Source organism: Aureimonas phyllosphaerae, from assembly GCF_900113065.1.
Classification (GTDB): domain Bacteria; phylum Pseudomonadota; class Alphaproteobacteria; order Rhizobiales; family Rhizobiaceae; genus Aureimonas; species Aureimonas phyllosphaerae.
In genome coordinates this window covers 347,724-367,928 of sequence record NZ_FOOA01000003.1, presented here as the reverse complement: position 1 = coordinate 367,928, position 20,205 = coordinate 347,724, and the positions used below count along the sequence as shown (strand labels likewise).

Here is a 20,205-nt window from a genome sequence, read left to right as displayed (position 1 = left end):
CGTCACTGCCCCAGGCGTTCGAGAAGGGCGGGCACGTGCACCTGGTCGGCTTTGTAGTTGCCGGTCAGCACGTACATCACGATGTTGACCCCCGCCCGGTAGGCGTATTCGCGCTGCGACGGATCGGCGTTGTCGGTCGGGAAGACGAAGAGCCCGTTGCCGTCGACCGCCCAGGCGCTGGCGAAATCGTTCGACGTGATCATGATCGAGGAGACGCCGTCGCCCGCGCTCGCCGGTCGCGCCTCGGCGTCGGCGGAGCGCACGAGCGACTCGACCCAGAGGTCCGAGCCGGTGTGCCGGCCGGGAAAGCTGTCCATGATGTAGAAGGCCTTGGTCAGCACGTGGTCGGCCGGCACCGGCTCGAGCGGCGGAATGTCGAGGTCGGCGAGGATGTCGCGCAGTCGCCGCTGTCCGGCCGAGACTGTCTGGCCCGACAGGTCGCCCATGGCGTCGCCCTCCACGTCGAAGAGCACCGTGCCGCCCTGCTTCATGTAGGCGTCGACCCGGCTGATCGCCTCCTGGCTCGGCATCGGCGCCGATGCGTGGATCGGCCAGTAGAGGATCGGGTAGAACGACAACTCGTCCGTCGCGATGTCGACGGCCATCGGCGCGCCGGGCTCGAGCGCGGTCTTGGAGGCGATGAACTGCGACAGGCCGTCGAGACCTTGGCGCGAGATCTCGTCCGTCGCGGCGTCCCCGGTCTCGACATAGGCGAGGTGAGTGGTTTCAGTCGCCTCGATCGCCCGCGCGGCGTCGACCCCTTCCAGTCCCTGCGTCGCCATGGCGGCGGGGGAGGGGGTGTCCTGCGCGTGCGCACGCTCTGACTGAGTGCCGATGGCCGCGGCGAGCGACAGGCCGAGCACAAGTGCGGCGGGCGCCGCGCGGCGCCCGAAGCCGCGGCGCAGACGCGCGAAGCCACCATGCAGCCAGAGCAGCGCCAGCGCATCCAGCGCGAAGAGCGCGACCGCGCCGGCGAACAGCCAGGGCGTCAGGTCCGTCGCGCCGGCCGTGCCGTAGGCGCGCGTGACGATGGGCGCGCCGAGGTCGAGCGCGGGAAGGGGGCGCAGCACGGCGTCGGTTTCGAGGAGGTTCAGGGCGCGATATCCTTCGGCCGTACCGTAGAGGCCGGGCGGGTTCTGGAGGCTGGGAAGGGGCGCGGCGCCGTCGGCCAGCACCAGCGGCCGGATATCCGGACCGGGCTGCACGAGGCGCGCGGTGCCGTCCATCACGCGGTAGGGCGGCAGGCTGGTCTCGGCCGTCCCGCCGTCGGTGCCGACCGCCCCGCGCGACAGCGAGACGATGCGCCGGAGCATGTCGACGAAGGCGCCGGAGATCGGCAGGTTCGACCACGTCGCCTCGGCCGTCGTGTGGAACAGGACGATCGTCCCGGCGCCGCGCGCGGCCGCGGTCACGATCGGCGTTCCGTCGGCAAGGCTCGCCCAAGTCCGGTCGGAGAGGTCGGCCGAGGGTTCGGCGAGAATCTGGCGCGACACGGTGACGTCGGCGGGCACGGTGATGCCGGCGAACGGAGAGCCATCGGCGATCGGCGCCACGCGTTGCGGCTCGGACCAGGACAGGGCACCGCCGAGCTGGCGTTCCCCGCCGCGCAGGCGCACGGGCACGAGCGGATCCTCGGCGGTCGAGGCGGCCAGACGCGGGCCGGCGAAGCGGACCAGCGTGCCGCCGTTCTCGAGGAAGCCATTCAGCGCCTGCGTGGCCGCATCCGGCAGGACGCCGATGTCGGCCAGCACGATGACCGACGGGCGCTGCTCGACGAGCGCGGGAATGGCGGTGCCGAGATCGGCGCTGCCGGCCCGAACGAGATCGGCGAAGGGCTCCAGCGCTCTCGTGATGTAGTAGAGCGGCGACAGGAGCGGCTGCGCGAGGTCGGCCGCCTCGCCGGACACGAGGGCCACGCGGCGACGCTGGAAGCTGTCGTCGACGAGGCGAACGGAGGCCGCGTCGTTGATGCCGTCGCGCTCGATGCGGGCGACGTCGTTGCGCAGTTCGACCGGGATGGTGAAGCGCGCCTGCGCGGTCGTCGCGCCGACGGCGAAGGCGAGGGGCGCGCGGCCGATCTCGCGCTCCTGCGCGTCCAGTGCGCGAAGCTGGTAGGTCGCGGGGCCCGTCTCGCTTTCGGGGCGAACGGCATCGACCACCAGCGCGTCCGTCGCGTTCTCGGCGCGGGTGAGGCCCGCGAGCGTGCCGACCGGCGGGGCGTAGAGGATCGCCTGCGAGGGCGAGAGGGCGCGCAGCGTCTCGGCCGCCGCCTCCATGCCGCCGCCGTCGAGCCCGTCGCTGAGATAGGCGAGGCTGGCGCCTCCCTGGCCCCCGAGCACGGCGGAGAGGCGCGTCGCGGCGGCCGCGCGGTCGGACGCGATCGGGCGCGGCTCGGCGGCGGCGAGCCGCTCCAGGGCCGTCGCGGCCTCCACCGGGGCCGTATCGTTTCCGGCGTCTTCGGCCGTCAGGACCAGCGACACCGGACGCCCGGCCTCGCCCGCCTCTCGGATCAGGTCTTCGGCCGCGCTGCGCCGGTCGTCCCAGTCGCGCGCGCTCGCCCAGCCGTTGTCCAGCATCACGACCACGGGGCCGTTGCCCGACAGCGCGCTTTCGCGCGGGTTGAGGATCGGCGCCGCCAGCGCGAGAATGACCAGCGCCGCCAGCAGCAGCCGCAGAAGGGTCAGCCACCAGGGGCTGCGCGCCGGCGTTTCCTCGCGGCGCAGGACGCGCTCCAGAATGCGCAGCGGCGGGAAGGCTTCGGTCTGCGGACGCGGCGGGGTGAGGCGCAGCAGCCACCAAATGGCGGGCAGGGCGAGAAGCCCGGCGAGCACCAGCGGCGCGCCGAAGGACAGGGCTCCCATCAGGCGCGCGCCTTCATGCTTTGCGGCTGGCCGCTGAGATGGCCGTGCACCGCCACGAGCGGTTCGGACGCCAGACGGTCGGTCGCGTGGAAGACGTGGCTCCAGCCGAGCCGGCGGCAATGCTCGCCGAAATATTGGCGGCGTGCCTCGAAGGCGTCGCGGTAGAGGTCGCGCAGCGCCTCGGCGCGCCCGGCCGTGAGCTTGGCACCGGTCTCGGGGTCCTGGAATTCGGTGCGGCCGGAATAGGGAAAGGCGACCTCGGCGGGATCGGCGATCTGCACGATATGGCCGCGCACGCCCTGTCGGGCGAGAAGGTCGATCCGCTCGGTCAGTTCGTCGATCGGATCGAGGAAATCGCCGACCAGCACGATCTCGCTGAAGCGCTTCAAGCGAGCCGTCGCGGGAAAGCCGCCCGCCGGCCGGTTGGTCTGGAGGGCGGCGGCGATGCGTTCGGCGGCGTTGCGTGCGGAAACGGGCGCCATCACGTCGGGATAGCCGATCCGCTCGCCCGAGCGCGCCAGGAGTTCGGCGAGCGCCAGAACGAGGACGAGCGCACGGCTCTCCTTGGAGACCAGTCCCGCGCCGCTCTGGTAGAGCATCGACGGGGACGGATCCGCCCAGAGCCAGACGGTCTGCGCCGCCTCCCATTCGCGGTCGCGGAGATAGACGTTGTCGTCGCGCGCGGAGCGGCGCCAGTCGATGCGCGACACCTGCTCGCCGTCGACGAAGGGGCGGAACTGCCAGAAGTTCTCGCCCGTGCCGCGCCGCCGCCGACCATGCCAGCCGGTCGCCACGGACGCCGACACGCGGCGCGCCTCGACGAGGAGGTCCGGCAGGAGCGCCGCGCGCTGGCGGGCGCGATGCAGCGCCTCGCCACCCGTCACAGCGTCGGTGATGCGCCCGATGGCCGCCATCCGGTCAGCCGGCCTGGCGAGCCAGACGGGCGATCACCTCGCGCACGCCAATGCCCTCGGCACGCGCGGCGAAGTTCAGCGCCATGCGGTGCTGGAGAATGGGTTCGGCCAGCGCGCGGACGTCGTCGATCGAAGGCGCGAGCCGCCCTTCGTAGAGCGCGCGGGCGCGCACGCAGGTCATCATCGCCTGGGAGGCGCGCGGACCGGGACCCCAGGCGACGTGCGTGTCGGCCTCCTTCGAGCCCTGTCCGGGGCGGGCCGAGCGAACGAGCGACAGGATCGCCTCGACGACGGTTTCCGGCACCGGCATGCGGCGCACCAGCGTCTGGATCTCGCGTAGGCGGTCGGAGGTCATCACCGCGACGGCCTTGTCCTCGCCGACGCCGGTGGTGGCGAGGAGGATACGCCGCTCGGCCTCGATCGAGGGGTAGTGCACGTCGACCTGGCACAGGAACCGGTCGAGCTGGGCTTCCGGCAGCGGATAGGTGCCCTCCTGCTCCAGCGGATTCTGGGTCGCCAGCACGTGGAAGGGCGCGGGCAGGTCGTGCCGCTCGCCGGCAACCGTCACGTGGTATTCCTGCATCGACTGGAGGAGTGCGGACTGAGTGCGCGGGCTGGCGCGGTTGATTTCGTCCGCCATCAGGAGCTGCGCGAAGACCGGGCCGCGCACGAAGCGGAAGGAGCGGCGGCCGCCCTCGTCCTGGTCCATGACCTCGGTGCCGACGATGTCGGAGGGCATGAGGTCGGGCGTGAACTGGACGCGCCGCGCATCAAGGCCGAGCACGGTGCCGAGCGTCTCCACGAGCTTGGTCTTGGCAAGGCCCGGAACGCCGACGAGCAGCGCGTGGCCGCCGGCCAGAATCGCGACCAGCGTCTGCTCGACGACGCTTTCCTGGCCGAAGATCACGCGGGCGACGGATTCGCGCGCCTTCGCGATGTCGGCCAGCGCGCGCTCGGCCTCGGCCACCATGGCGTGCGCGTCGAGGGTCGGCTCCGTGTTGGCGAGTATCGTCATCCTGCGGGGCCCTTCGATGAGTCGTGTCGGAACGGCCGACGACGGGGAGAAGCCGCATAGAATCGAGGCGGCGGTCGTCTGGCAAGCGCTGGGATGCGCGACTATTTGGTGACGGCCAAGCCCGGCCAAAATAAGACGGGATGCTGCCCGGCAAGGGGCGGCGGCCTCGGGGGACGTTGCATCATGACTCAGTCGGAGGACACAAGTTCGGCATCGGTCTCGCTGGAGGCTCTGGTGTCGCGCGCCGAGCGCGCCGGCCGCTCCGCTCCGCCGGTCGAACAGTGGAACCCGCCGCATTGCGGGACGATCGACATGGCGATCGACGAGGACGGCCGCTGGCTCTACCAGGGGTCGCCGATCGACCGTCCGGCACTGGCCCGCCTCTTCTCCAGCGTCCTGCGCCGCGAGGTGGACGGTTCCTTCGTTCTGGTGACGCCGGCCGAGAAGCTGACGATCCGCGTGGCCGATGTTCCTTTCGTCGCGGTCGAGATGAGCGACGAGGCGGGCCGCCTGCGCTTTCGCACGAACATGGGCGACGTCGTGGAGGCCGACGACGCGCACCCCTTGCGTTTTGCCGAGGCCGCGGGCGACGCCTTTCGACCCTACCTGCGGGTGCGTGGCGGGCTGGAAGCGCGGCTGACGCGCGCGCTCGCTTTCGACCTCGCGCAGCGGATCGAGGAGCGTGGCGGCGAGGCCGGCATCGCGTCCGGCTCCAGCTGGTTTCCCGTGCCGCTCGCGCCCTCGGCACTCGATGCTTGAGACGCGGTTCGACGCCGCCGACCTTCGTGCGCGCCTGTCGGCCCGCGGTCTGGAAGCCCTCGAGCACGACACCGGCGACCACGTTCTGAACCCAGACTGGGCGCAATTGTCGGAGGGCGCGGGCGCGCGCGAGGCGGCTGTGCTCGTTCCCGTGGTCGACCGGCCGGGCGAGGCGGGCGTGATCCTGACGACGCGCGCGGCGCATCTGCGCAAGCATTCCGGCCAGATCGCCTTTCCCGGCGGCTCGGTCGATCCCGCCGATGCCTCGGTCGAGGCGGCGGCACTGCGCGAAGCCGAGGAGGAGGTCGGCCTCGACCCCGGGCTGGTCGAGGTGATCGGCCGCCTGCCGCGCTATCGCACGACGACGGGGTTCCGCATCACGCCGGTGGTCGGGATCGTCGATCCCGCCTTCGTGCCCCGGCCGGACCCTTCGGAGGTGGCCGACGCGTTCGAGGTACCGCTCGGCTTCCTGATGAACGCGGCGAACCACGCCAAGGGCAGCCGGGTCTGGCAGGGCAAGCCACGATACTTCTACACGATGCCCTTCGGGGATCGGTATATCTGGGGCGTGACGGCGGGCATCCTGCGCACGCTGTATGAAAGGCTCTACGCATCATGACGCGCATCGAGGCGGACTGGCTCCGCGACCCCGCCCTCCAGACCATCCTGGCCTGCCTCTCGGCGGGAGGCGAGGAGGCACGGGTGGTGGGCGGCGCGATCCGCAACACGCTGATGGGCCGCCCGATCACCGATGTCGACGTCGCCACCACGACGCTGCCAGCTGAAACCATCGCCCGCGTCGAGGCGGCGGGGCTGAAGGCCGTGCCGACCGGCGTCGAGCACGGTACGGTGACGGTGGTCGCGAGCGGACGGCCCTTCGAAGTCACGACGCTTCGCCGCGACGTCGAGACCGACGGTCGCCACGCCAAGGTCCTGTTCGGGCGCGACTGGGCCGAGGATGCCGCCCGGCGCGACTTCTCGATCAACGCCCTCTACTGCGACGCCGACGGCGAGATCCTCGATCTCGTCGGCGGCCTTGCCGACATCGAGAGCGGCACGCTGCGCTTCATCGGCGACGCCGGCCAGCGGATCGAGGAGGACTATCTGCGCATCCTGCGCTTCTTCCGCTTCTTCGCGTGGTACGGGCGGGGCCGGCCGGATGGCGACGGCCTGCGCGCGGCCTCGCGGCTGAAGGAGGGGCTGGATCGCCTGTCCTCCGAGCGCGTCTGGGCCGAGTTGCGCAAGCTTCTCGGCGCGCCCGACCCGGCCCGCGCGCTTCTCTGGATGCGGCAGGCGGGTGTCCTCAGCCGCGTGCTGCCGGAATCGGAGAAGTGGGGCATCGACGCGATCCACGGTCTCGTCGAGACCGAGGCGCTCTACGGCTGGTCGCCCGACCCGATCCGCCGCTTGGAGGCGATCGTGCCGCCGGACGCCGCGCGTCTGCGCGAGATGGCCGGCCGGCTGCGTCTGTCGAATACGGATCGCGACCGGCTCATCGCCTGGGCGATGAGCGAGGCTCCACCGGGCGAGAGCGATGCCGCCTTCCGGGCCCGGCTGTACCTCGGCGACCGAACCGCGCTCGCCGACCGTCTGGCGCTCGCGCTCAGCGCCGAGCGCACCGCAGCGGCCGGCGATCCCGATCGCCTTCCCCAAGTGGCGCTGCTGGCGGCCCGCTTCGAGGCGGCTGCCGGGTTCGAGCCGCCGGCTTTTCCGCTCAGCGGACACGATCTCGCCGCGGCCGGCGTCGCGCCGGGACCCGAGATCGGGCGCACGCTCGATCGCCTGAAGCGGGCCTATGCCGAGAGCGGATTCGTGCTCGGTCGCGAGGCCTTGCTCAACCTCGTCTGAACCGCACGAAAAAGCGCGGCTCCATCGGTCGATGAAGCCGCGCCCGAACGATTCCTCGAAGCGCCGATGGCGTCAGAGCGTCAGTGCCTCGCGCTCTCGTGCATACCGTCGCGGATGGCGTCCATCAGCCGCTGGGTGATCGTCTCGACGCCCAGCTGCTTGGCCTGCATCACGGCGCGGCGCATCACTTCCGCCTGCGAATCGGCGCGGATCACGCGCTCGCAGCCTGGAATGACACCGTGGCAATTGAGTTCATACATCACAGTCCTCCCTGGTCGATCCTTCGGCCGCGCGGATGCGCGTGCCGCCTGCCCTTCGAAACCATGCGGTCGGAATGCACGTCTGTTCGCGGATGTCCTCGGTCCTGCGAGCACCCGGCCGTCGCATGGGACGGGCGGGATACACGGACCTTATCAGGAGCGATCGCGTTGTGAACAGGACGTTGTTGGCAAGTTAACCAATTCTTGTCCGCACACGGGAACTAGCGCGAGAGACGCTGTCGGCGAGGGACGCGAAGCCCAAATTCATCGCCCGTCCAACCGATCAGGGCCACTTCACGAGCGGGGGCAGGGAGGACAGGATCGAGGCGACGTTGCCGCCGGTCTTCAGTCCAAAAAGCGTGCCGCGGTCGTACAGGAGGTTGTACTCCACATAGCGTCCACGGCGCACGAGTTGCTCCTCGCGCTGCTCCTCGGTCCACGGGGTGCCGGCGTTCTGGCGCACGAGATGCGGATAGACTACGAGGAACGCCTTGCCGACATCCCGCGTGAAGGCGAAGTCGGCGTCCCAGCCCCCGGCCTCATCCGGTGAATGCAGCCAGTCGTAGAAGATGCCGCCGACGCCGCGCGGCTCCTTGCGGTGCGGCAGATAGAAGTACTCGTCGCACCACGTCTTGTAGCGATCATAGCTCGCAACGCCCGAGTGGCGATCGCAGACGAACTGCAGCGCCTTGTGAAAGGCGCGCGTGTCGGGGTCCTCGGCCGTGCGGCGCGCGTCCAGCATCGGGGTGAGGTCGGCGCCGCCGCCGAACCATTGACCGGTGGTGACCACCATGCGCGTGTTCATGTGCACGGCCGGCACGTTCGGGTTGCGCGTGTGGGCGATCAGCGAGATGCCCGAGGCCCAGAAGCTGCGGTCGCTGCCAGCGCCCGGGATCTGCGCGGCGAAGTCCTCCGACAGTTCGCCATAGACGGTGGAGGTGTGGATGCCCGCCTTCTCGAAGACGCGCCCGTTCTGCAGCATCGACATGGTGCCGCCGCCGCCGTTCTCGCCGCGCGTCCAGGGCGTGCGCTCGAAGCGGCCGGCCGGCAGCGTCTCGTCGGAACCGAACTCGTCCTCCAGCGTCTCGAAGGCCTGGCAGAGCCGGTCGCGCAACGCCTCGAACCAGGCCTTCGCCTCGTCCTTCTTGGCGTCGAGGTTTTCCGGCAGGCCTTGCGGCAGTTCGGGACGTTCCATGGCGCGCGACGATCCTTCCGGCCCGGCCGGAATCGGAATGTCCGGGCTTGCCCTGCATTGGCTAGCAGTTGCGCGAGCGTTTCGGAAGCGATCCGTTCGGGGCCGGCCCGCCGATCCGACTCGAATTCGCGTGGCCGAAGGCCTATATTCGGGAGCGACAGGAGCCCGCCGAAACAGGAGCGCGACGGTTCGATGGCCCCGCTTCCACCGCCCCCTCTCGATGGCCTGCGCCGGCAGTTGCGCGCACGGCGCGAAGTGGCTCCGCGCGACAGCTTCGTGCGCGAGACCTTCACGTTGCCGCGCCCGGAAGCGCGGACCAAGGCGCGCGAGTGGTTCGCCCGCTACCCCAAGGCCGCCTACTGGACGCAGGTCGAAAGCTGGCGCCTCCTGCCCGGCGACGAGGTCGAGTTCACGATGCGCCGCCTTCCGAGCGCCGACTGATCCGCGCCCTCAGGTGGGGCAGGGCGCCCCGCGTCGGCGCGGTGAGCGGCTCGGGCAGGGCGTCGAGCGCGAACCAGTCGAGCCCGTCGTGCTTCTCCGGTTCCTGGATCGACGGCTCGCCCACCGCGTCCTCCACGACGTAGACCGGCGCGAACCAGTGATGGCTTGCCTCGACGTCGATCTGGTCGACGACGCAGAGGAGGTCGCCAGCCGCGATCCGCAGCCCCGTTTCTTCCAGCACCTCGCGCGCGGCTGCATCGGCCGCGGTCTCGAACAGATCGACCTTGCCGCCCGGCAGGCCCCAGGCGCCGGCCTCCGGGGCGCGGCGGCGACGGATGAGGAGAAGCCGGTCGTTGCGAAGGATCGCGGCGCCCGTGCCAACCCGAGGTTCGTCGAAGTTCATGGCGTTCCCTTCCAGCGCAACTGTCGCAAGGCTTCGCCGGTGACCATCGCCGCGCTGACCGCGAGGTTCAGGGAGCGCGCGCCCGCTTCCATCGGGATCGTCGCGCGGATGTCGGCAAGGTCGTGGACCATGTCGGGGACGCCGGCGCTCTCGCGGCCGAACAGGAGCACGTCATCCGGCCGGAAGGCGACGTCGCAATAGGCCGTGTCGGCCTTCGTGGTCAGAAGAACGAGGCGCCGGTCCGCCGTGCGCCGAACCGTCTCGAAGGCCGAGAAATCGACGTGGCGGATGAGCCGCGCCATGGCGAGATAGTCCATGCCCGCCCGCTTCAACGCCCGGTCCGAAAGGTCGAACCCGGCCGGCTCGATGATCTCCACGTCGAGACCGAGACAGGCGCCGAGCCGCAGGATCGTGCCGGCGTTGCCCGCGATGTCGGGCTGGTAGAGGGCGATGGACAAGCGCATGCCCTCCCGATACCCAAGCCCGGACCGGCTGCCTACAGCCGCTTCGTGAAATCGTCGTCGCGCGGCCTATATGCTGGCGACACTTCAGGCGAACCGGGCGTTGTGCGTGCCGCTTGCCCGACGCGCCAAACGGAATGCCCATGTTTGCCACCTTCGAGAAGCTCGTCGACCCGTTTCCCGCGGGCCCGGCCAGGAGCCCGCCCGCCACGTTCTGGCCCTTCGTCTGGCATTACGCCAAACCGGTGCGCTGGCTGCTGGTCGGCATGGCCGTCCTGTCGGGCGTCATCGCGGTGATCGAGGTCTCGCTCTTCGGCTTCCTCGGTTCGATCGTCGACTGGCTTTCGGCCGCCAATCCCGAGACGTTCCTTGCCGACGAGGGCTGGCGCCTCGCCGCGATGGCGGCGGTGATCCTCGTCGTCCTGCCGGGGCTCGCGCTCTTCGAATCACTGATCTCGTTCCAGGCGCTGTTCGGCAACCTGCCGATGCGCTTCCGCTGGACGGCGCACAACTGGCTGCTCGACCAGTCGCTCGGCTTCTTCCAGGACGAGTTCGCCGGACGCGTCTCGACCAAGCTGATGCAGACCGCGCTCGCCGTGCGCGAGACGATCATGAAGTCGATCGACGTATTCCTCTACGTTGCGGTCTATTTCACCGGCATCATCGTGCTGCTCGCCGCCGCCGACTGGCGGCTGATGCTGCCCTTCGTCGGCTGGCTCGTGCTCTATGTCGCGATGCTGCGCTACTTCATCCCGCGCCTCGGGGCCGTCGCCGAGCGGCAGGCCGATGCGCGCGCCGAGATGACCGGCCGCATCGTCGACGCCTACGCCAATATCGGCACCGTGAAGCTCTTCGCCCACACCCCGCGCGAGGTCACCTACGCCAAGGACGCGATGCGGCTGTTCCTGAAGCCCGTCTACGGGCAGGGGCGCCTCATCACCCAGTTCTTCGTCTGCCTCCTGTTCCTGAACTCGCTGCTGCTCTTCGGCGTCGGCGCGATGGGCATCGGCCTCTGGGTCAACGGCCTCGTGTCGGTCGGCGCGGTCGCCGTCGGCATCGGCCTCGTGCTCCGCCTGCACGGCATGGCGCAATGGATCATGTGGGAGGTCTCGGCGCTCTTCGAGAACGTCGGAACGATCCGCGACGGCATCTCGACCTTCACGCAGCCCATCGCCCTGACCGACGCGCCGGGTGCAGGCGCGCTGGCGGTGACCGACGGCGAGGTCCGCTTCGACAAGGTGTCCTTCGCCTACGCCTCGGCCAAGCCCCATCGCGCGGCCGGTCCCGTGGTCGGCGACTTCGACCTGACGATCCGCCCCGGCGAGAAGATCGGGCTCGTGGGCCGCTCAGGCGCCGGCAAGTCGACGCTCCTCAACCTTCTCCTGCGCTTCTACGACGTCCAGTCCGGCCGCATCCTGATCGACGGGCAGGATATCGCGGGCCTCACCCAGAATTCGTTGCGCGCCGCAATCGGCATGGTGACGCAGGACACCTCGCTGCTCCACCGCACGATCCGCGAGAACATCCTCTACGGCCGCCCCGACGCCACCGACGAGGAGGTGTGCCACGCCCTGCGCCGCGCCGAAGCGCTGGACTTCGTGGAGGCGCTGGTCGATCGCGAAGGTCGCCGCGGTCTCGACGCCGAAGTCGGCGAGCGCGGCGTCAAGCTGTCGGGCGGCCAGCGCCAGCGCATCGCCATCGCCCGCGTCATGCTGAAGGACGCGCCGATCCTCCTTCTCGACGAGGCGACGTCGGCGCTCGATTCCGAGGTCGAGGCGGCGATCGCGGAGAATCTTTATCGCCTGATGGAGGGCAAGACGGTGATCGCGGTCGCCCATCGCCTGTCCACCATCGCCGCGCTCGATCGTCTCGTGGTGCTCGACCGGGGGCGCATTCTCGAAGAGGGCAGCCACGCCGAGCTCATCGGACGGGGCGGTCTCTACGCCGATCTCTGGCGCCGTCAGGTCGGCGGCTTCCTCGATGCCGGCGACGACGAACCACAGTCGGCCGCGACCGGCGTGCGCGCGGCCGAATGATCGGCGGGCTGCTGCGCCGCTTCGAGCGCATCATCGATCCCTATGGCGACGTCGAGCCGGACGGGGCGGAGCCGCGCCGCGTCGGCGCGCTGCCACCGCTGCCACAGGAGACCAACCGCTTCATCTGGCATTTCGCGAGCGAGGCACGCTGGCCGTTCCTGGCGCTTCTCGTAACCGGCGGGCTGACCGGCGGCGTCGACGCCTTTCTCTATGCCGCGGTGGGACGGGTCGTCGATGCCCTCGGCTCGTCGTCGCCGGCCACGCTGCTCGCCGACCATTTCTGGCTCCTTGTGACCCTCGCGGTCACGACGCTCCTCCTTCGCACCCTCGTTCTCTTCGCCGCCTCGCTCCTCGAGCAGCAGGTCATCGTCCCCTCGCTCTACAACCGCATTCGCTGGCAGTCCTACCGGCGGCTGATGGACCAGTCCTACACCTTCTTCCAGAACGACTTCGCGGGGCGCATCGCCCAGAAGGTGCAGCAGGTCGGCGAGGCGACGGGCGATTTCATCGTCACGACGCTTCAGACCTTCTGGAGCTTTATCACCTTCACGCTTCTGGCGGTCGCCATCCTCGGCGCGATGGACCCGTGGATGGGGCTAGTCCTGTTCCTGTGGGCGATCGGCTACGGCTGGATCGTGCGGGATCTCCTGCCGCGCATCCGGCGCGCCGGGCGCGAGAGCGCCGAGGCGCGCTCCGTCATGTCGGGACGCATCGTCGACAGCTTCACCAACATCCTCGCGGTCGAACTCTTCGATCCCGGCCGGCGGCAGGACACTTTCGTGCTCGACGGCTTCCGGCGCTTCGTCGAGGCGATCCGCGCGCTGACGCGGGCGATCACCGCCGTGCGCACCGCCGTGGCCGTTCTCAACGGCCTGATGATGACGGCGATCGGCGCGCTGGTTCTGCACTCCTGGATGCAGAACACCGCCTCGACCGGCGATGTCGCGACCGCGCTCGGCCTTATCCTACGCCTCAATCAGATGAGCGGCTGGATGATGTTCAATATCAACGGCCTCGTGCGCAACTACGGCACGGTCCAGGATGCGGTCGGCATCGTCTCGAAGCCTCCAGCGCTCCTCGATCGCGCGGATGCGCCCGCGCTCCAGCCGGCCGGCGGGGCTGTGGAGTATCGCGACGTGACCTTCCACTACGGGAAGGGGAAGGGCGTCATCGGGAACTTCTCGCTTGAGATCCGGCCGGGCGAGAAGGTCGGACTCGTGGGGCGCTCGGGCGCCGGCAAGACGACGCTCGTCAACCTCCTCCTTCGCCTCTACGACGTCGAGCGCGGCTCGATCCTGATCGACGGGCAGGATATTTCCGGCGTGACGCAGACCTCGCTGCGCCGGGAGATCGGCGTCGTCACGCAGGACACCTCGCTCTTCCACCGCTCGATCCGCGATAACATCGCCTATGGTCGCCCCGATGCCAGCGAGGAGGAAATCCTGTCGGCCGCGCGGCGCGCCGACGCGCTCGGCTTCATCCGGACGGTGCGCGACCCGAACGGGCGCGAAGGTCTCGATGCGTTCGTGGGCGAGCGCGGCGTCAAGCTGTCGGGTGGCCAGCGTCAGCGCATCGCCATCGCGCGCGTCTTCCTGAAGAACGCGCCGATCCTCGTCCTCGACGAGGCGACGTCGGCGCTGGATTCGGAAGTCGAGGTGGCGATCCAGGATAATCTCGGCGAGATGATGCAGGGCAAGACGGTGATCGCCATTGCTCATCGCCTGTCGACCATCGCCCGTCTCGACCGTCTCGTGGTGATCGATGCCGGCCGCATTGTCGAGGAGGGAACCCATGCCGACCTGGTACGCCGCGGCGGGCTCTACGCCTCGCTCTGGGCCCGGCAGTCAGGTGGCTTCCTGCCGGCGGCGGCGGAATAGTCGGATGCGTGTTCTCCAAGCGACATAACCGCCCGAAGCGTCGCCACAGTCTGGACAAGTTCCAAGTGGGCGCTTAGAAATCGCGGCCGAAACGGCTCTAGGGGAGGGCGCGGTCGCTCCGGCGCTCGGTGTGCTCCGCGAGGTCGTGTTGGGACTGAGGCAGGCGCGCCGCATCGGTGCGCTGGCCCTGAAGGAGCGCATTTCTCCGTGAGCGTCGATCACAGCAGCGAACCCACTCGCCGGGACTTTCTATACATCGCGACGGGGGCGGCCGGCGTCGTCGGTGCCGCCGCGGCCGTCTGGCCCTTCATCGACCAGATGAACCCGGATGCCGCGACGTTGGCGCTGGCGCAGGTGGACGTCGACATCAGTCAGATCGCGGCCGGCCAGTCGATCACCGCCAAGTGGCGCGGCAAGCCGATCTTCATCCGCCAGCGCACCCCGACCGAGATCGAGGAAGGCAAAGGCGTCTCGCTGTCGGACCTCAAGGATCCCGTCGCGCGCAACGCCAACCTGCCGGCAGACGCGCCGGCGACCGACGTCAACCGCGCCGCAGAGGGCCAGGAGCAGTGGCTCGTGATGGTCGGCGTGTGCACGCATCTCGGCTGCGTCCCGCTCGGCCAGTCCGGTGACTACGACGGCTGGTACTGCCCGTGCCATGGCTCGCACTACGACACGGCCGGCCGCATCCGGAAGGGTCCGGCACCCGAGAACATGGCGGTGCCGCTGTTCTCCTTCCCCAATCCCACCACCATCCGCATCGGCTGAGGCGAGAGGCACAGAGAACATGAGTGGTCCGTCCTCCTACGTGCCGAACAACGGCGTCATGCGCTGGCTCGATGCCCGCCTGCCGCTGCCCCGGCTCCTCTACGATTCGTTCGTCGTCTTCCCGGTTCCGCGCAACCTGAGCTACGCCTATACGTTCGGCGGCATCCTGGCTCTGTTCCTCGGCATCCAGATCCTGACCGGCGTCGTCCTGGCGATGCACTACGCGGCCAATTCCGGCATCGCGTTCCAGTCCGTCGAGAGCATCGTGCGTGACGTCAACTGGGGCTGGCTGCTGCGCTACATGCACGCCAACGGCGCCTCGTTCTTCTTCATCGCCGTCTACATCCACATCTTCCGCGGTCTCTACTACGGCTCCTACAAGGCGCCCCGCGAGATCATGTGGATCCTCGGCGTCATCATCTTCCTCCTGATGATGGCCACCGCCTTCATGGGCTACGTCCTGCCCTGGGGCCAGATGTCCTTCTGGGGCGCCACGGTCATCACCGGCTTCTTCACCGCCTTCCCCGGCATCGGCGGTCCGATCCAGACGCTGCTCCTGGGCGGCTTCGCGGTCGACAACGCGACGCTGAACCGCTTCTTCGCGTTGCACTACCTCCTGCCGTTCATGATCGCGGGCGTCGTGATCCTGCACATCTGGGCGCTGCATGTGGTCGGCCAGACCAACCCGACCGGCGTCGAGATCAAGTCCCCGAAGGACACCGTGCCGTTCACGCCGCACGCGACCATCAAGGACGGGTTCGCGATGGTCGTGTTTCTCGCGTTCTTCTCGTACTTCGTCTTCTACATGCCGAACTATCTCGGCCATCCCGACAACTACATTCCCGCCAACCCGCTGCAGACGCCGGCCCACATCGTTCCGGAGTGGTACTTCCTGCCGTTCTACGCGATGCTGCGCGCCATCACGTTCAACATCGGCCCGATCGACTCCAAGCTCGGCGGCGTTTTGGTGATGTTCGGCTCGATCATCATCCTGTTCTTCCTGCCCTGGCTCGACACCAGCCGCGTGCGCTCCACCGCCTACCGCCCGATCTACAAGATCTTCTTCTGGATCTTCGCGGTGAACGCGGTGCTGCTCGGCTGGCTCGGCTCGCGCCCGGCGGAAGGCATCTACCCGACGCTCTCTCTGATCGGCACGATCTACTACTTCGCGCACTTCCTCATCGTCCTGCCGGTCCTCGGCCTGGTGGAGACCCCGAAGAAGCTGCCGAACTCGATCACGGAGGCGGTGCTGGCCAAGCGCGGCGCCGCACGCGGGGTGCCGGCTGGCGCCACCGCCTCTCCCGAAACCAAAGGCTGACGAAGCGACCCATGGACCTTGCAATGAGAAAGCTTCTTCCAGCCCTTCTGGTCGCGGGCGTCGTCATGAGCCCGGCCCTTGGCCGGGCGCAGGAGCCGGCCGCCCCCGCCGGTCAGATCGTCGGGGACGCGCCGGGCGAGGCGCCGGACGCCACGCGCGGCACCGAACAGGCCGTCGCCGAAGGGCATGGCGGCGAAGCGGGTGGCGAGCATGCCACGCCGCATTATCCGCTCAAGAAGCCGGCCGAGCTCTCCTGGACCTTCGCCGGACCGTTCGGGCACTGGGATCTCGGGCAGCTGCAGCGCGGCCTGAAGGTCTACAAGGAGGTCTGCTCGAACTGCCATTCGATGAACCTCGTGTCGTTCCGCAACTTCTCGGCGCTGGGCTACAGTGACGAGCAGGTCCGGGCGCTCGCGGCCGAGTACCAGATCACCGATCCGGCGCCGAACGCGCAGGGCGAGATGTTCCAGCGCGCCGGCATTCCCTCCGACCGCCTGCCCTCGCCCTATCCGAACCCGGAAGCGGCCGCTGCGGCTCTCGGCGGAGCCCATCCGCCGGACCTGTCGCTGATCGCCAAGGCCCGCTCGGTCGAGCGCGGCTTCCCGCGGTTCCTTCTCGATATCTTCCCGTGGAGCCAGTACGCCGAAGGCGGACCGGACTACATTCACGCGCTGCTGACCGGTTACGAGCAGGCTCCGGCCAACGTCACCATCCAGCCGGGAACCTACTACAACCCGCACTTCATCTCGGGCCCTGCGCTCGCGATGGCGCCGCCGCTCAGCGACGGGCAGGTGACCTACGACGATGGCGCGCCGGCGACGATGGAGCAGTATTCGCGCGACGTCTCGGCCTTCCTGATGTGGACGGCCGAGCCACACCTCGTCGAGCGCAAGGCGACGGGCTTCGTGGTGATGATCTTCCTGATCGGCTTCGCGATCATGCTCTATCTCGTCAAGCGTCGCGTCTGGGCCGACACGCCGCACTGATCGTTTGATAGTGTCGCAACCACATTCAAGGGGCCTTCGGGCCCCTTGTCTTTTGGGGATTGCTTTCCAAGGATGATGACCTGCGGTTGAGGGAACCTTCATCATTCGTGGTTTAGGCTTCGCAGGTCTCATGGGGATCGCGATGTTCCGGCTTCCGTCATTCGATCTCATCCGCATCAGTTCCATCATCGCCCTTTCGGCGAGCATGATCATCGGCTCGATCGCGTTGCGCGGCGTGCTCGACCAGAACCAGCGCGCCGGGGCGTCGCTGGTGGAACTCCAGCTTTTCGAACTCGCGACCGCCGCCGCTACGGCCATCACCAAGGAACGCCGCCCGCTGGAGCTTGCCCTGGGCGAGGAGCCGGGCGAGGCCGTCGCCACCACCAACGAACTGCGAGCGGCACGCGGCGACACGGATCGCGCCCTCGATCGCTTCCGGGCTGGTGTCGAGGCGACGACGCTGCGCGACAGCGTCAACTTCAAGTTCCTGACGGCGCTTCTGCGCGACGAGCGTCGCGGTGCCGACGCGCTTCTCGCGCTTCCCGTCAAGGACCGGCAGATCAGCTTGCAACTGCGCGTCGCGCGCGGCATGTCCTCAATCTCAGAGACCTTCGTCCCCTTCGTCGACAAGACGGCGCAGCGCGTGATCCAGGCCGACGAGAACCTCGCCGGCCGCGTCAACGTCGCACGACTCCTTGGCGCTCTTTACGAGTCCGCGACCCGGCTGCCGTCCGAGGTGATGCCTGCGCTCAAGTGGTCGGAAGTGATCCCGCCGGAGGCGGTGATGACCAGCATGCGCGTCCAGCAGCGCATCCTGGCGCTCTGGGATGTCGGCGTGTCGCAGCTGGAATTCGGACCGAGCTCCCCCCGCCTTCGGGAGGCGCACGAAGAGATCCGCTCGGTCTATTTCGGCAAGGGCTTTCCCTTCCTGGTCCGTGCGATCGAGACCTACTCGCGCCGGCCGCTCAATTCCACCGAACACGCCAAGCGTATTTCCGAGGTCTACGCGCCGACGACCCTGCCGATCCTGCGCATGCGCAACCTCTACGTCGATGCGATGATGAACGAGGCCGTGGAGATCCAGAAGTCGACGTTGATCCAGATGAAGCTCGTCGTCTCCCTTGCCGTCCTGATCCTGGTCATGACCGCGACGGCGGCATGGGTTCTCTACCGCCAGATGCTGCGGCCCCTCTTCGGCGTGCGGGACCAGATCCTCGCCCTGTGCGAGCGCCGCCCGATCCGCCGCGATCGCTACGACGGCTCGGTGCTGGCGGTGAAGAGCCTCTACAACGCACTCGAGACCCTGGAGGCGCGCGACCGCCAGCGGATGGTGCTGGAGGAGGAGCGCGCCGTCCTCGCCGAGAAACTGCGCACGCTATCTGAAACGGACGAACTCACCGCGCTGCCCAACCGTCGCGGCCTCTTCGTGCGTCTCGAGAAATTTGCGGGGGGCGGGCGAAACTTCACCGCGATCCTCGGCGACATCGACCATTTCAAGGTCGTGAACGACACCCACGGCCATGGGGCCGGGGACGAGGTTCTCGCGGCGTTCTCGAGCCTTCTGCGGCGCCGGGCGAATGCGGACGTCATCGCGGCGCGATACGGGGGCGAGGAATTCGCGATCGTCCTGCGATCCGAGCGCGCCGAGGACGCGCTGGCCTTTGCGGAAGAGCTGCGAGAGGAGATCGAAGGGCTGGTGGTCGAGACCAGCGCCGGGCCGATCCGCATCACCGCGAGCTTCGGCCTCGCCAACGAGGCCGGCCCCGTCGCCTCGTGGCAGACGCTGTTCAGCGTCGCCGACAAGGCGCTCTACGAAGCCAAGGCGGCCGGTCGGAACCGGGTGCGCCTCAGCAACGCGACGATCGCGGGCCTCGCCAAGCCCACTGCAGAGCCGAAGACGGCGAGGAGCCGGATCGCCGCGGCTTGAGGCCGGCGGCGCACCGGCTCGGCGCGTCAGACGTTGAACTTGAACAGCATGATGTCGCCGTCCTGGACGACGTATTCCTTGCCTTCGTCGCGCGCCTTGCCGGCTTCCTTCGCCGCGACTTCGCCGCCGAGTCCGACAAAATCGTCGTAGGCGATCGTCTGGGCGCGGATGAAGCCCTTCTCGAAATCGGTGTGGATGACGCCGGCCGCCTGCGGGGCCTTCGCGCCGCGCTTGACGGTCCAGGCGCGCGTCTCCTTGGGGCCCACCGTGAAATAGGTGATGAGGTCGAGAAGCGCGTAGCCCTCGCGGATCAGGCGGTCGAGGCCGGGCTCGTCGAGGCCCATCGCACCCATGTACTCGCCGACCTCGTCCTCGCCGAGCTGCGCGATCTCCGCCTCGATCGCGGCCGAGATCACGACGCTGCGCGCACCCTGACGCTTCGCCATCTCCGCGACCGCTTCCGAATACCGGTTGCCCGTGGCCGCATCGGCTTCCGCCACGTTGCAGACGTAAAGGACGGGCTTGGAGGTCAGGAGGTTGAGGTTGCGAAGCTGCTGGCGGTCGTCGGCGTCGAGCGTCGCGAGCAGCGTGCGCGCGGGCTCGCCGTTCTGCAGCTTGGCGAGCGCGGCTTCCATCACCGGCACCTGCGCCAGCGCTTCCTTGTCCTTGCCCTGCGCCTTCTTGCGCGCGGCGACGATGCGGCGCTCCAGACTCTCGAGGTCGGAGAGCATCAGCTCGGTCTCGACCGTCTCGGCGTCCGCCACCGGGTCGATGCGACCCTCGACATGCGTGATGTCGTCGTCCTCGAAGCAGCGCAGGACGTGGACGATCGCGTCCACCTCGCGGATGTTGGCGAGGAACTGGTTGCCGAGCCCTTCGCCCTTCGAGGCGCCGCGCACGAGGCCGGCGATGTCGACGAAAGTGATGCGGGTCGGGATGATCTGAGCCGACTTGCCGATCTTGGCGATCGGCGCCATGCGTTTGTCGGGCACGCCGACGTCGCCGGTATTCGGCTCGATCGTGCAGAACGGGTAGTTCGCAGCCTGCGCCGCGGCGGTCTTGGTCAGAGCGTTGAAGAGCGTGGACTTGCCGACATTGGGAAGTCCGACGATGCCGCAGCGAAAGCCCATGGTGGT

At 68.9% G+C, this 20,205-nt stretch carries 18 protein-coding genes; 10 read left to right on the top strand and 8 right to left on the bottom strand.

Features of this window, described 5'->3' with window-relative positions:
* Positions 1-2: 2 nt before the first annotated feature.
* The 3 genes from BM175_RS06875 to BM175_RS06865 are packed head-to-tail and all read right to left on the bottom strand — an operon-like array spanning position 3 to position 4,790.
* Positions 3-2,861: a DUF4159 domain-containing protein gene (locus tag BM175_RS06875; RefSeq protein WP_090961090.1), complete on the bottom strand. Its 2,859-nt coding sequence runs from the start codon at positions 2,859-2,861 to the stop codon at positions 3-5.
* On the bottom strand, positions 2,861-3,775 hold the full coding sequence (locus BM175_RS06870; RefSeq protein ID WP_090961087.1) for a DUF58 domain-containing protein: 915 nt from the start codon (positions 3,773-3,775) through the stop codon (positions 2,861-2,863). The genes BM175_RS06875 and BM175_RS06870 overlap by 1 nt, the downstream gene beginning before the upstream one ends.
* Before the next feature lie 4 nt (positions 3,776-3,779).
* Positions 3,780-4,790 (bottom strand): AAA family ATPase, encoded by a 1,011-nt coding sequence (locus tag BM175_RS06865; RefSeq protein WP_090961084.1) that lies wholly within the window; start codon positions 4,788-4,790, stop codon positions 3,780-3,782.
* Positions 4,791-4,973: 183 nt separating this feature from the next.
* Here BM175_RS06865 and BM175_RS06860 point away from each other — a divergent pair, with 183 nt between their 5' ends.
* The 3 genes from BM175_RS06860 to BM175_RS06850 are packed head-to-tail and all read left to right on the top strand — an operon-like array spanning position 4,974 to position 7,397.
* Positions 4,974-5,549, top strand: coding sequence for a DUF1285 domain-containing protein (locus BM175_RS06860; RefSeq protein ID WP_090961081.1), 576 nt, complete (start codon positions 4,974-4,976; stop codon positions 5,547-5,549).
* Positions 5,542-6,168 carry a CoA pyrophosphatase gene (locus BM175_RS06855; RefSeq protein WP_090961078.1) on the top strand — a complete coding sequence of 209 codons (627 nt, stop codon included), beginning with the start codon at positions 5,542-5,544 and terminating at the stop codon, positions 6,166-6,168. Before BM175_RS06860 ends, BM175_RS06855 begins: the two co-directional genes overlap by 8 nt.
* A complete protein-coding gene (locus tag BM175_RS06850) occupies positions 6,165-7,397 on the top strand; it encodes a CCA tRNA nucleotidyltransferase (RefSeq protein ID WP_090961075.1) in 1,233 nt (410 codons plus the stop codon). The genes BM175_RS06855 and BM175_RS06850 overlap by 4 nt, the downstream gene beginning before the upstream one ends.
* 80 nt (positions 7,398-7,477) lie before the next feature.
* Here BM175_RS06850 and BM175_RS06845 read toward each other — a convergent pair whose 3' ends face one another.
* Both BM175_RS06845 and hemF read right to left on the bottom strand, forming a co-directional pair.
* Positions 7,478-7,657 (bottom strand): DUF1059 domain-containing protein, encoded by a 180-nt coding sequence (locus tag BM175_RS06845; RefSeq protein WP_090961073.1) that lies wholly within the window; start codon positions 7,655-7,657, stop codon positions 7,478-7,480.
* 283 nt (positions 7,658-7,940) lie between these two features.
* Entirely contained in the window at positions 7,941-8,852 is a 912-nt protein-coding gene (hemF, locus tag BM175_RS06840; RefSeq protein WP_090961070.1) for an oxygen-dependent coproporphyrinogen oxidase, read from the bottom strand.
* A 192-nt stretch (positions 8,853-9,044) separates the two neighbouring features.
* Here hemF and BM175_RS06835 point away from each other — a divergent pair, with 192 nt between their 5' ends.
* The gene (locus tag BM175_RS06835; RefSeq protein WP_090961067.1) at positions 9,045-9,293 is read left to right on the top strand and encodes a hypothetical protein; all 249 of its coding nucleotides are present in this window, start codon (positions 9,045-9,047) and stop codon (positions 9,291-9,293) included.
* Here the strand turns inward: BM175_RS06835 and BM175_RS06830 are convergent.
* Positions 9,262-9,696, bottom strand: a complete 435-nt coding sequence (locus BM175_RS06830; protein ID WP_090961064.1) for an NUDIX domain-containing protein — start codon at positions 9,694-9,696, stop codon at positions 9,262-9,264. The two genes, BM175_RS06835 and BM175_RS06830, sit on opposite strands and share 32 nt — an antisense overlap.
* Entirely contained in the window at positions 9,693-10,160 is a 468-nt protein-coding gene (locus BM175_RS06825) for a tRNA (cytidine(34)-2'-O)-methyltransferase (RefSeq protein WP_090961061.1), read from the bottom strand. The genes BM175_RS06830 and BM175_RS06825 overlap by 4 nt, the downstream gene beginning before the upstream one ends.
* 140 nt (positions 10,161-10,300) lie before the next feature.
* On the opposite strand from BM175_RS06825, the gene BM175_RS06820 reads away from it, so the two are divergent.
* The 6 genes from BM175_RS06820 (at position 10,301) to BM175_RS06795 (ending at position 19,069) form a co-directional block, all read left to right on the top strand.
* Positions 10,301-12,193 carry an ABC transporter ATP-binding protein gene (locus BM175_RS06820; RefSeq protein ID WP_090961058.1) on the top strand — a complete coding sequence of 631 codons (1,893 nt, stop codon included), beginning with the start codon at positions 10,301-10,303 and terminating at the stop codon, positions 12,191-12,193.
* A complete protein-coding gene (locus BM175_RS06815) occupies positions 12,190-14,070 on the top strand; it encodes an ABC transporter ATP-binding protein (protein WP_090961055.1) in 1,881 nt (626 codons plus the stop codon). The genes BM175_RS06820 and BM175_RS06815 overlap by 4 nt, the downstream gene beginning before the upstream one ends.
* 207 nt (positions 14,071-14,277) lie before the next feature.
* Complete coding sequence (gene petA, locus BM175_RS06810) at positions 14,278-14,838, top strand: ubiquinol-cytochrome c reductase iron-sulfur subunit (protein WP_090961052.1); 561 nt, start codon at positions 14,278-14,280, stop codon at positions 14,836-14,838.
* A 19-nt stretch (positions 14,839-14,857) separates the two neighbouring features.
* Positions 14,858-16,156 carry a cytochrome b gene (locus BM175_RS06805; RefSeq protein WP_090961050.1) on the top strand — a complete coding sequence of 433 codons (1,299 nt, stop codon included), beginning with the start codon at positions 14,858-14,860 and terminating at the stop codon, positions 16,154-16,156.
* Between the two features lie 23 nt (positions 16,157-16,179).
* On the top strand, positions 16,180-17,142 hold the full coding sequence (locus BM175_RS06800; RefSeq protein ID WP_090961310.1) for a cytochrome c1: 963 nt from the start codon (positions 16,180-16,182) through the stop codon (positions 17,140-17,142).
* Between the two features lie 142 nt (positions 17,143-17,284).
* A complete protein-coding gene (locus BM175_RS06795; protein ID WP_139224577.1) occupies positions 17,285-19,069 on the top strand; it encodes a GGDEF domain-containing protein in 1,785 nt (594 codons plus the stop codon).
* Positions 19,070-19,095: 26 nt separating this feature from the next.
* On the opposite strand, the gene ychF is transcribed toward BM175_RS06795, so the two are convergent.
* Positions 19,096-20,199 (bottom strand): redox-regulated ATPase YchF, encoded by a 1,104-nt coding sequence (gene ychF / locus BM175_RS06790; protein WP_090961045.1) that lies wholly within the window; start codon positions 20,197-20,199, stop codon positions 19,096-19,098.
* Positions 20,200-20,205: the final 6 nt, after the last annotated feature.

What these genes read in the sequence shown, in the direction of transcription:
- BM175_RS06860 (WP_090961081.1), top strand. Translation starts at nt 4,974, where the DNA reads ATGACTCAGTCGGAGGACACAAGTTCGGCATCGGTCTCGCTGGAGGCT.
- BM175_RS06870 (WP_090961087.1), bottom strand. Translation starts at nt 3,775, where the DNA reads ATGGCGGCCATCGGGCGCATCACCGACGCTGTGACGGGTGGCGAGGCG.
- BM175_RS06815 (WP_090961055.1), top strand. Translation starts at nt 12,190, where the DNA reads ATGATCGGCGGGCTGCTGCGCCGCTTCGAGCGCATCATCGATCCCTAT.
- hemF (WP_090961070.1), bottom strand. Translation starts at nt 8,852, where the DNA reads ATGGAACGTCCCGAACTGCCGCAAGGCCTGCCGGAAAACCTCGACGCC.
- BM175_RS06830 (WP_090961064.1), bottom strand. Translation starts at nt 9,696, where the DNA reads ATGAACTTCGACGAACCTCGGGTTGGCACGGGCGCCGCGATCCTTCGC.
- BM175_RS06855 (WP_090961078.1), top strand. Translation starts at nt 5,542, where the DNA reads ATGCTTGAGACGCGGTTCGACGCCGCCGACCTTCGTGCGCGCCTGTCG.
- BM175_RS06795 (WP_139224577.1), top strand. Translation starts at nt 17,285, where the DNA reads ATGTTCCGGCTTCCGTCATTCGATCTCATCCGCATCAGTTCCATCATC.
- BM175_RS06865 (WP_090961084.1), bottom strand. Translation starts at nt 4,790, where the DNA reads ATGACGATACTCGCCAACACGGAGCCGACCCTCGACGCGCACGCCATG.
- BM175_RS06835 (WP_090961067.1), top strand. Translation starts at nt 9,045, where the DNA reads ATGGCCCCGCTTCCACCGCCCCCTCTCGATGGCCTGCGCCGGCAGTTG.
- BM175_RS06820 (WP_090961058.1), top strand. Translation starts at nt 10,301, where the DNA reads ATGTTTGCCACCTTCGAGAAGCTCGTCGACCCGTTTCCCGCGGGCCCG.
- BM175_RS06800 (WP_090961310.1), top strand. Translation starts at nt 16,180, where the DNA reads ATGAGAAAGCTTCTTCCAGCCCTTCTGGTCGCGGGCGTCGTCATGAGC.
- BM175_RS06805 (WP_090961050.1), top strand. Translation starts at nt 14,858, where the DNA reads ATGAGTGGTCCGTCCTCCTACGTGCCGAACAACGGCGTCATGCGCTGG.
- BM175_RS06825 (WP_090961061.1), bottom strand. Translation starts at nt 10,160, where the DNA reads ATGCGCTTGTCCATCGCCCTCTACCAGCCCGACATCGCGGGCAACGCC.
- ychF (WP_090961045.1), bottom strand. Translation starts at nt 20,199, where the DNA reads ATGGGCTTTCGCTGCGGCATCGTCGGACTTCCCAATGTCGGCAAGTCC.
- BM175_RS06875 (WP_090961090.1), bottom strand. Translation starts at nt 2,861, where the DNA reads ATGGGAGCCCTGTCCTTCGGCGCGCCGCTGGTGCTCGCCGGGCTTCTC.
- BM175_RS06845 (WP_090961073.1), bottom strand. Translation starts at nt 7,657, where the DNA reads ATGTATGAACTCAATTGCCACGGTGTCATTCCAGGCTGCGAGCGCGTG.
- BM175_RS06850 (WP_090961075.1), top strand. Translation starts at nt 6,165, where the DNA reads ATGACGCGCATCGAGGCGGACTGGCTCCGCGACCCCGCCCTCCAGACC.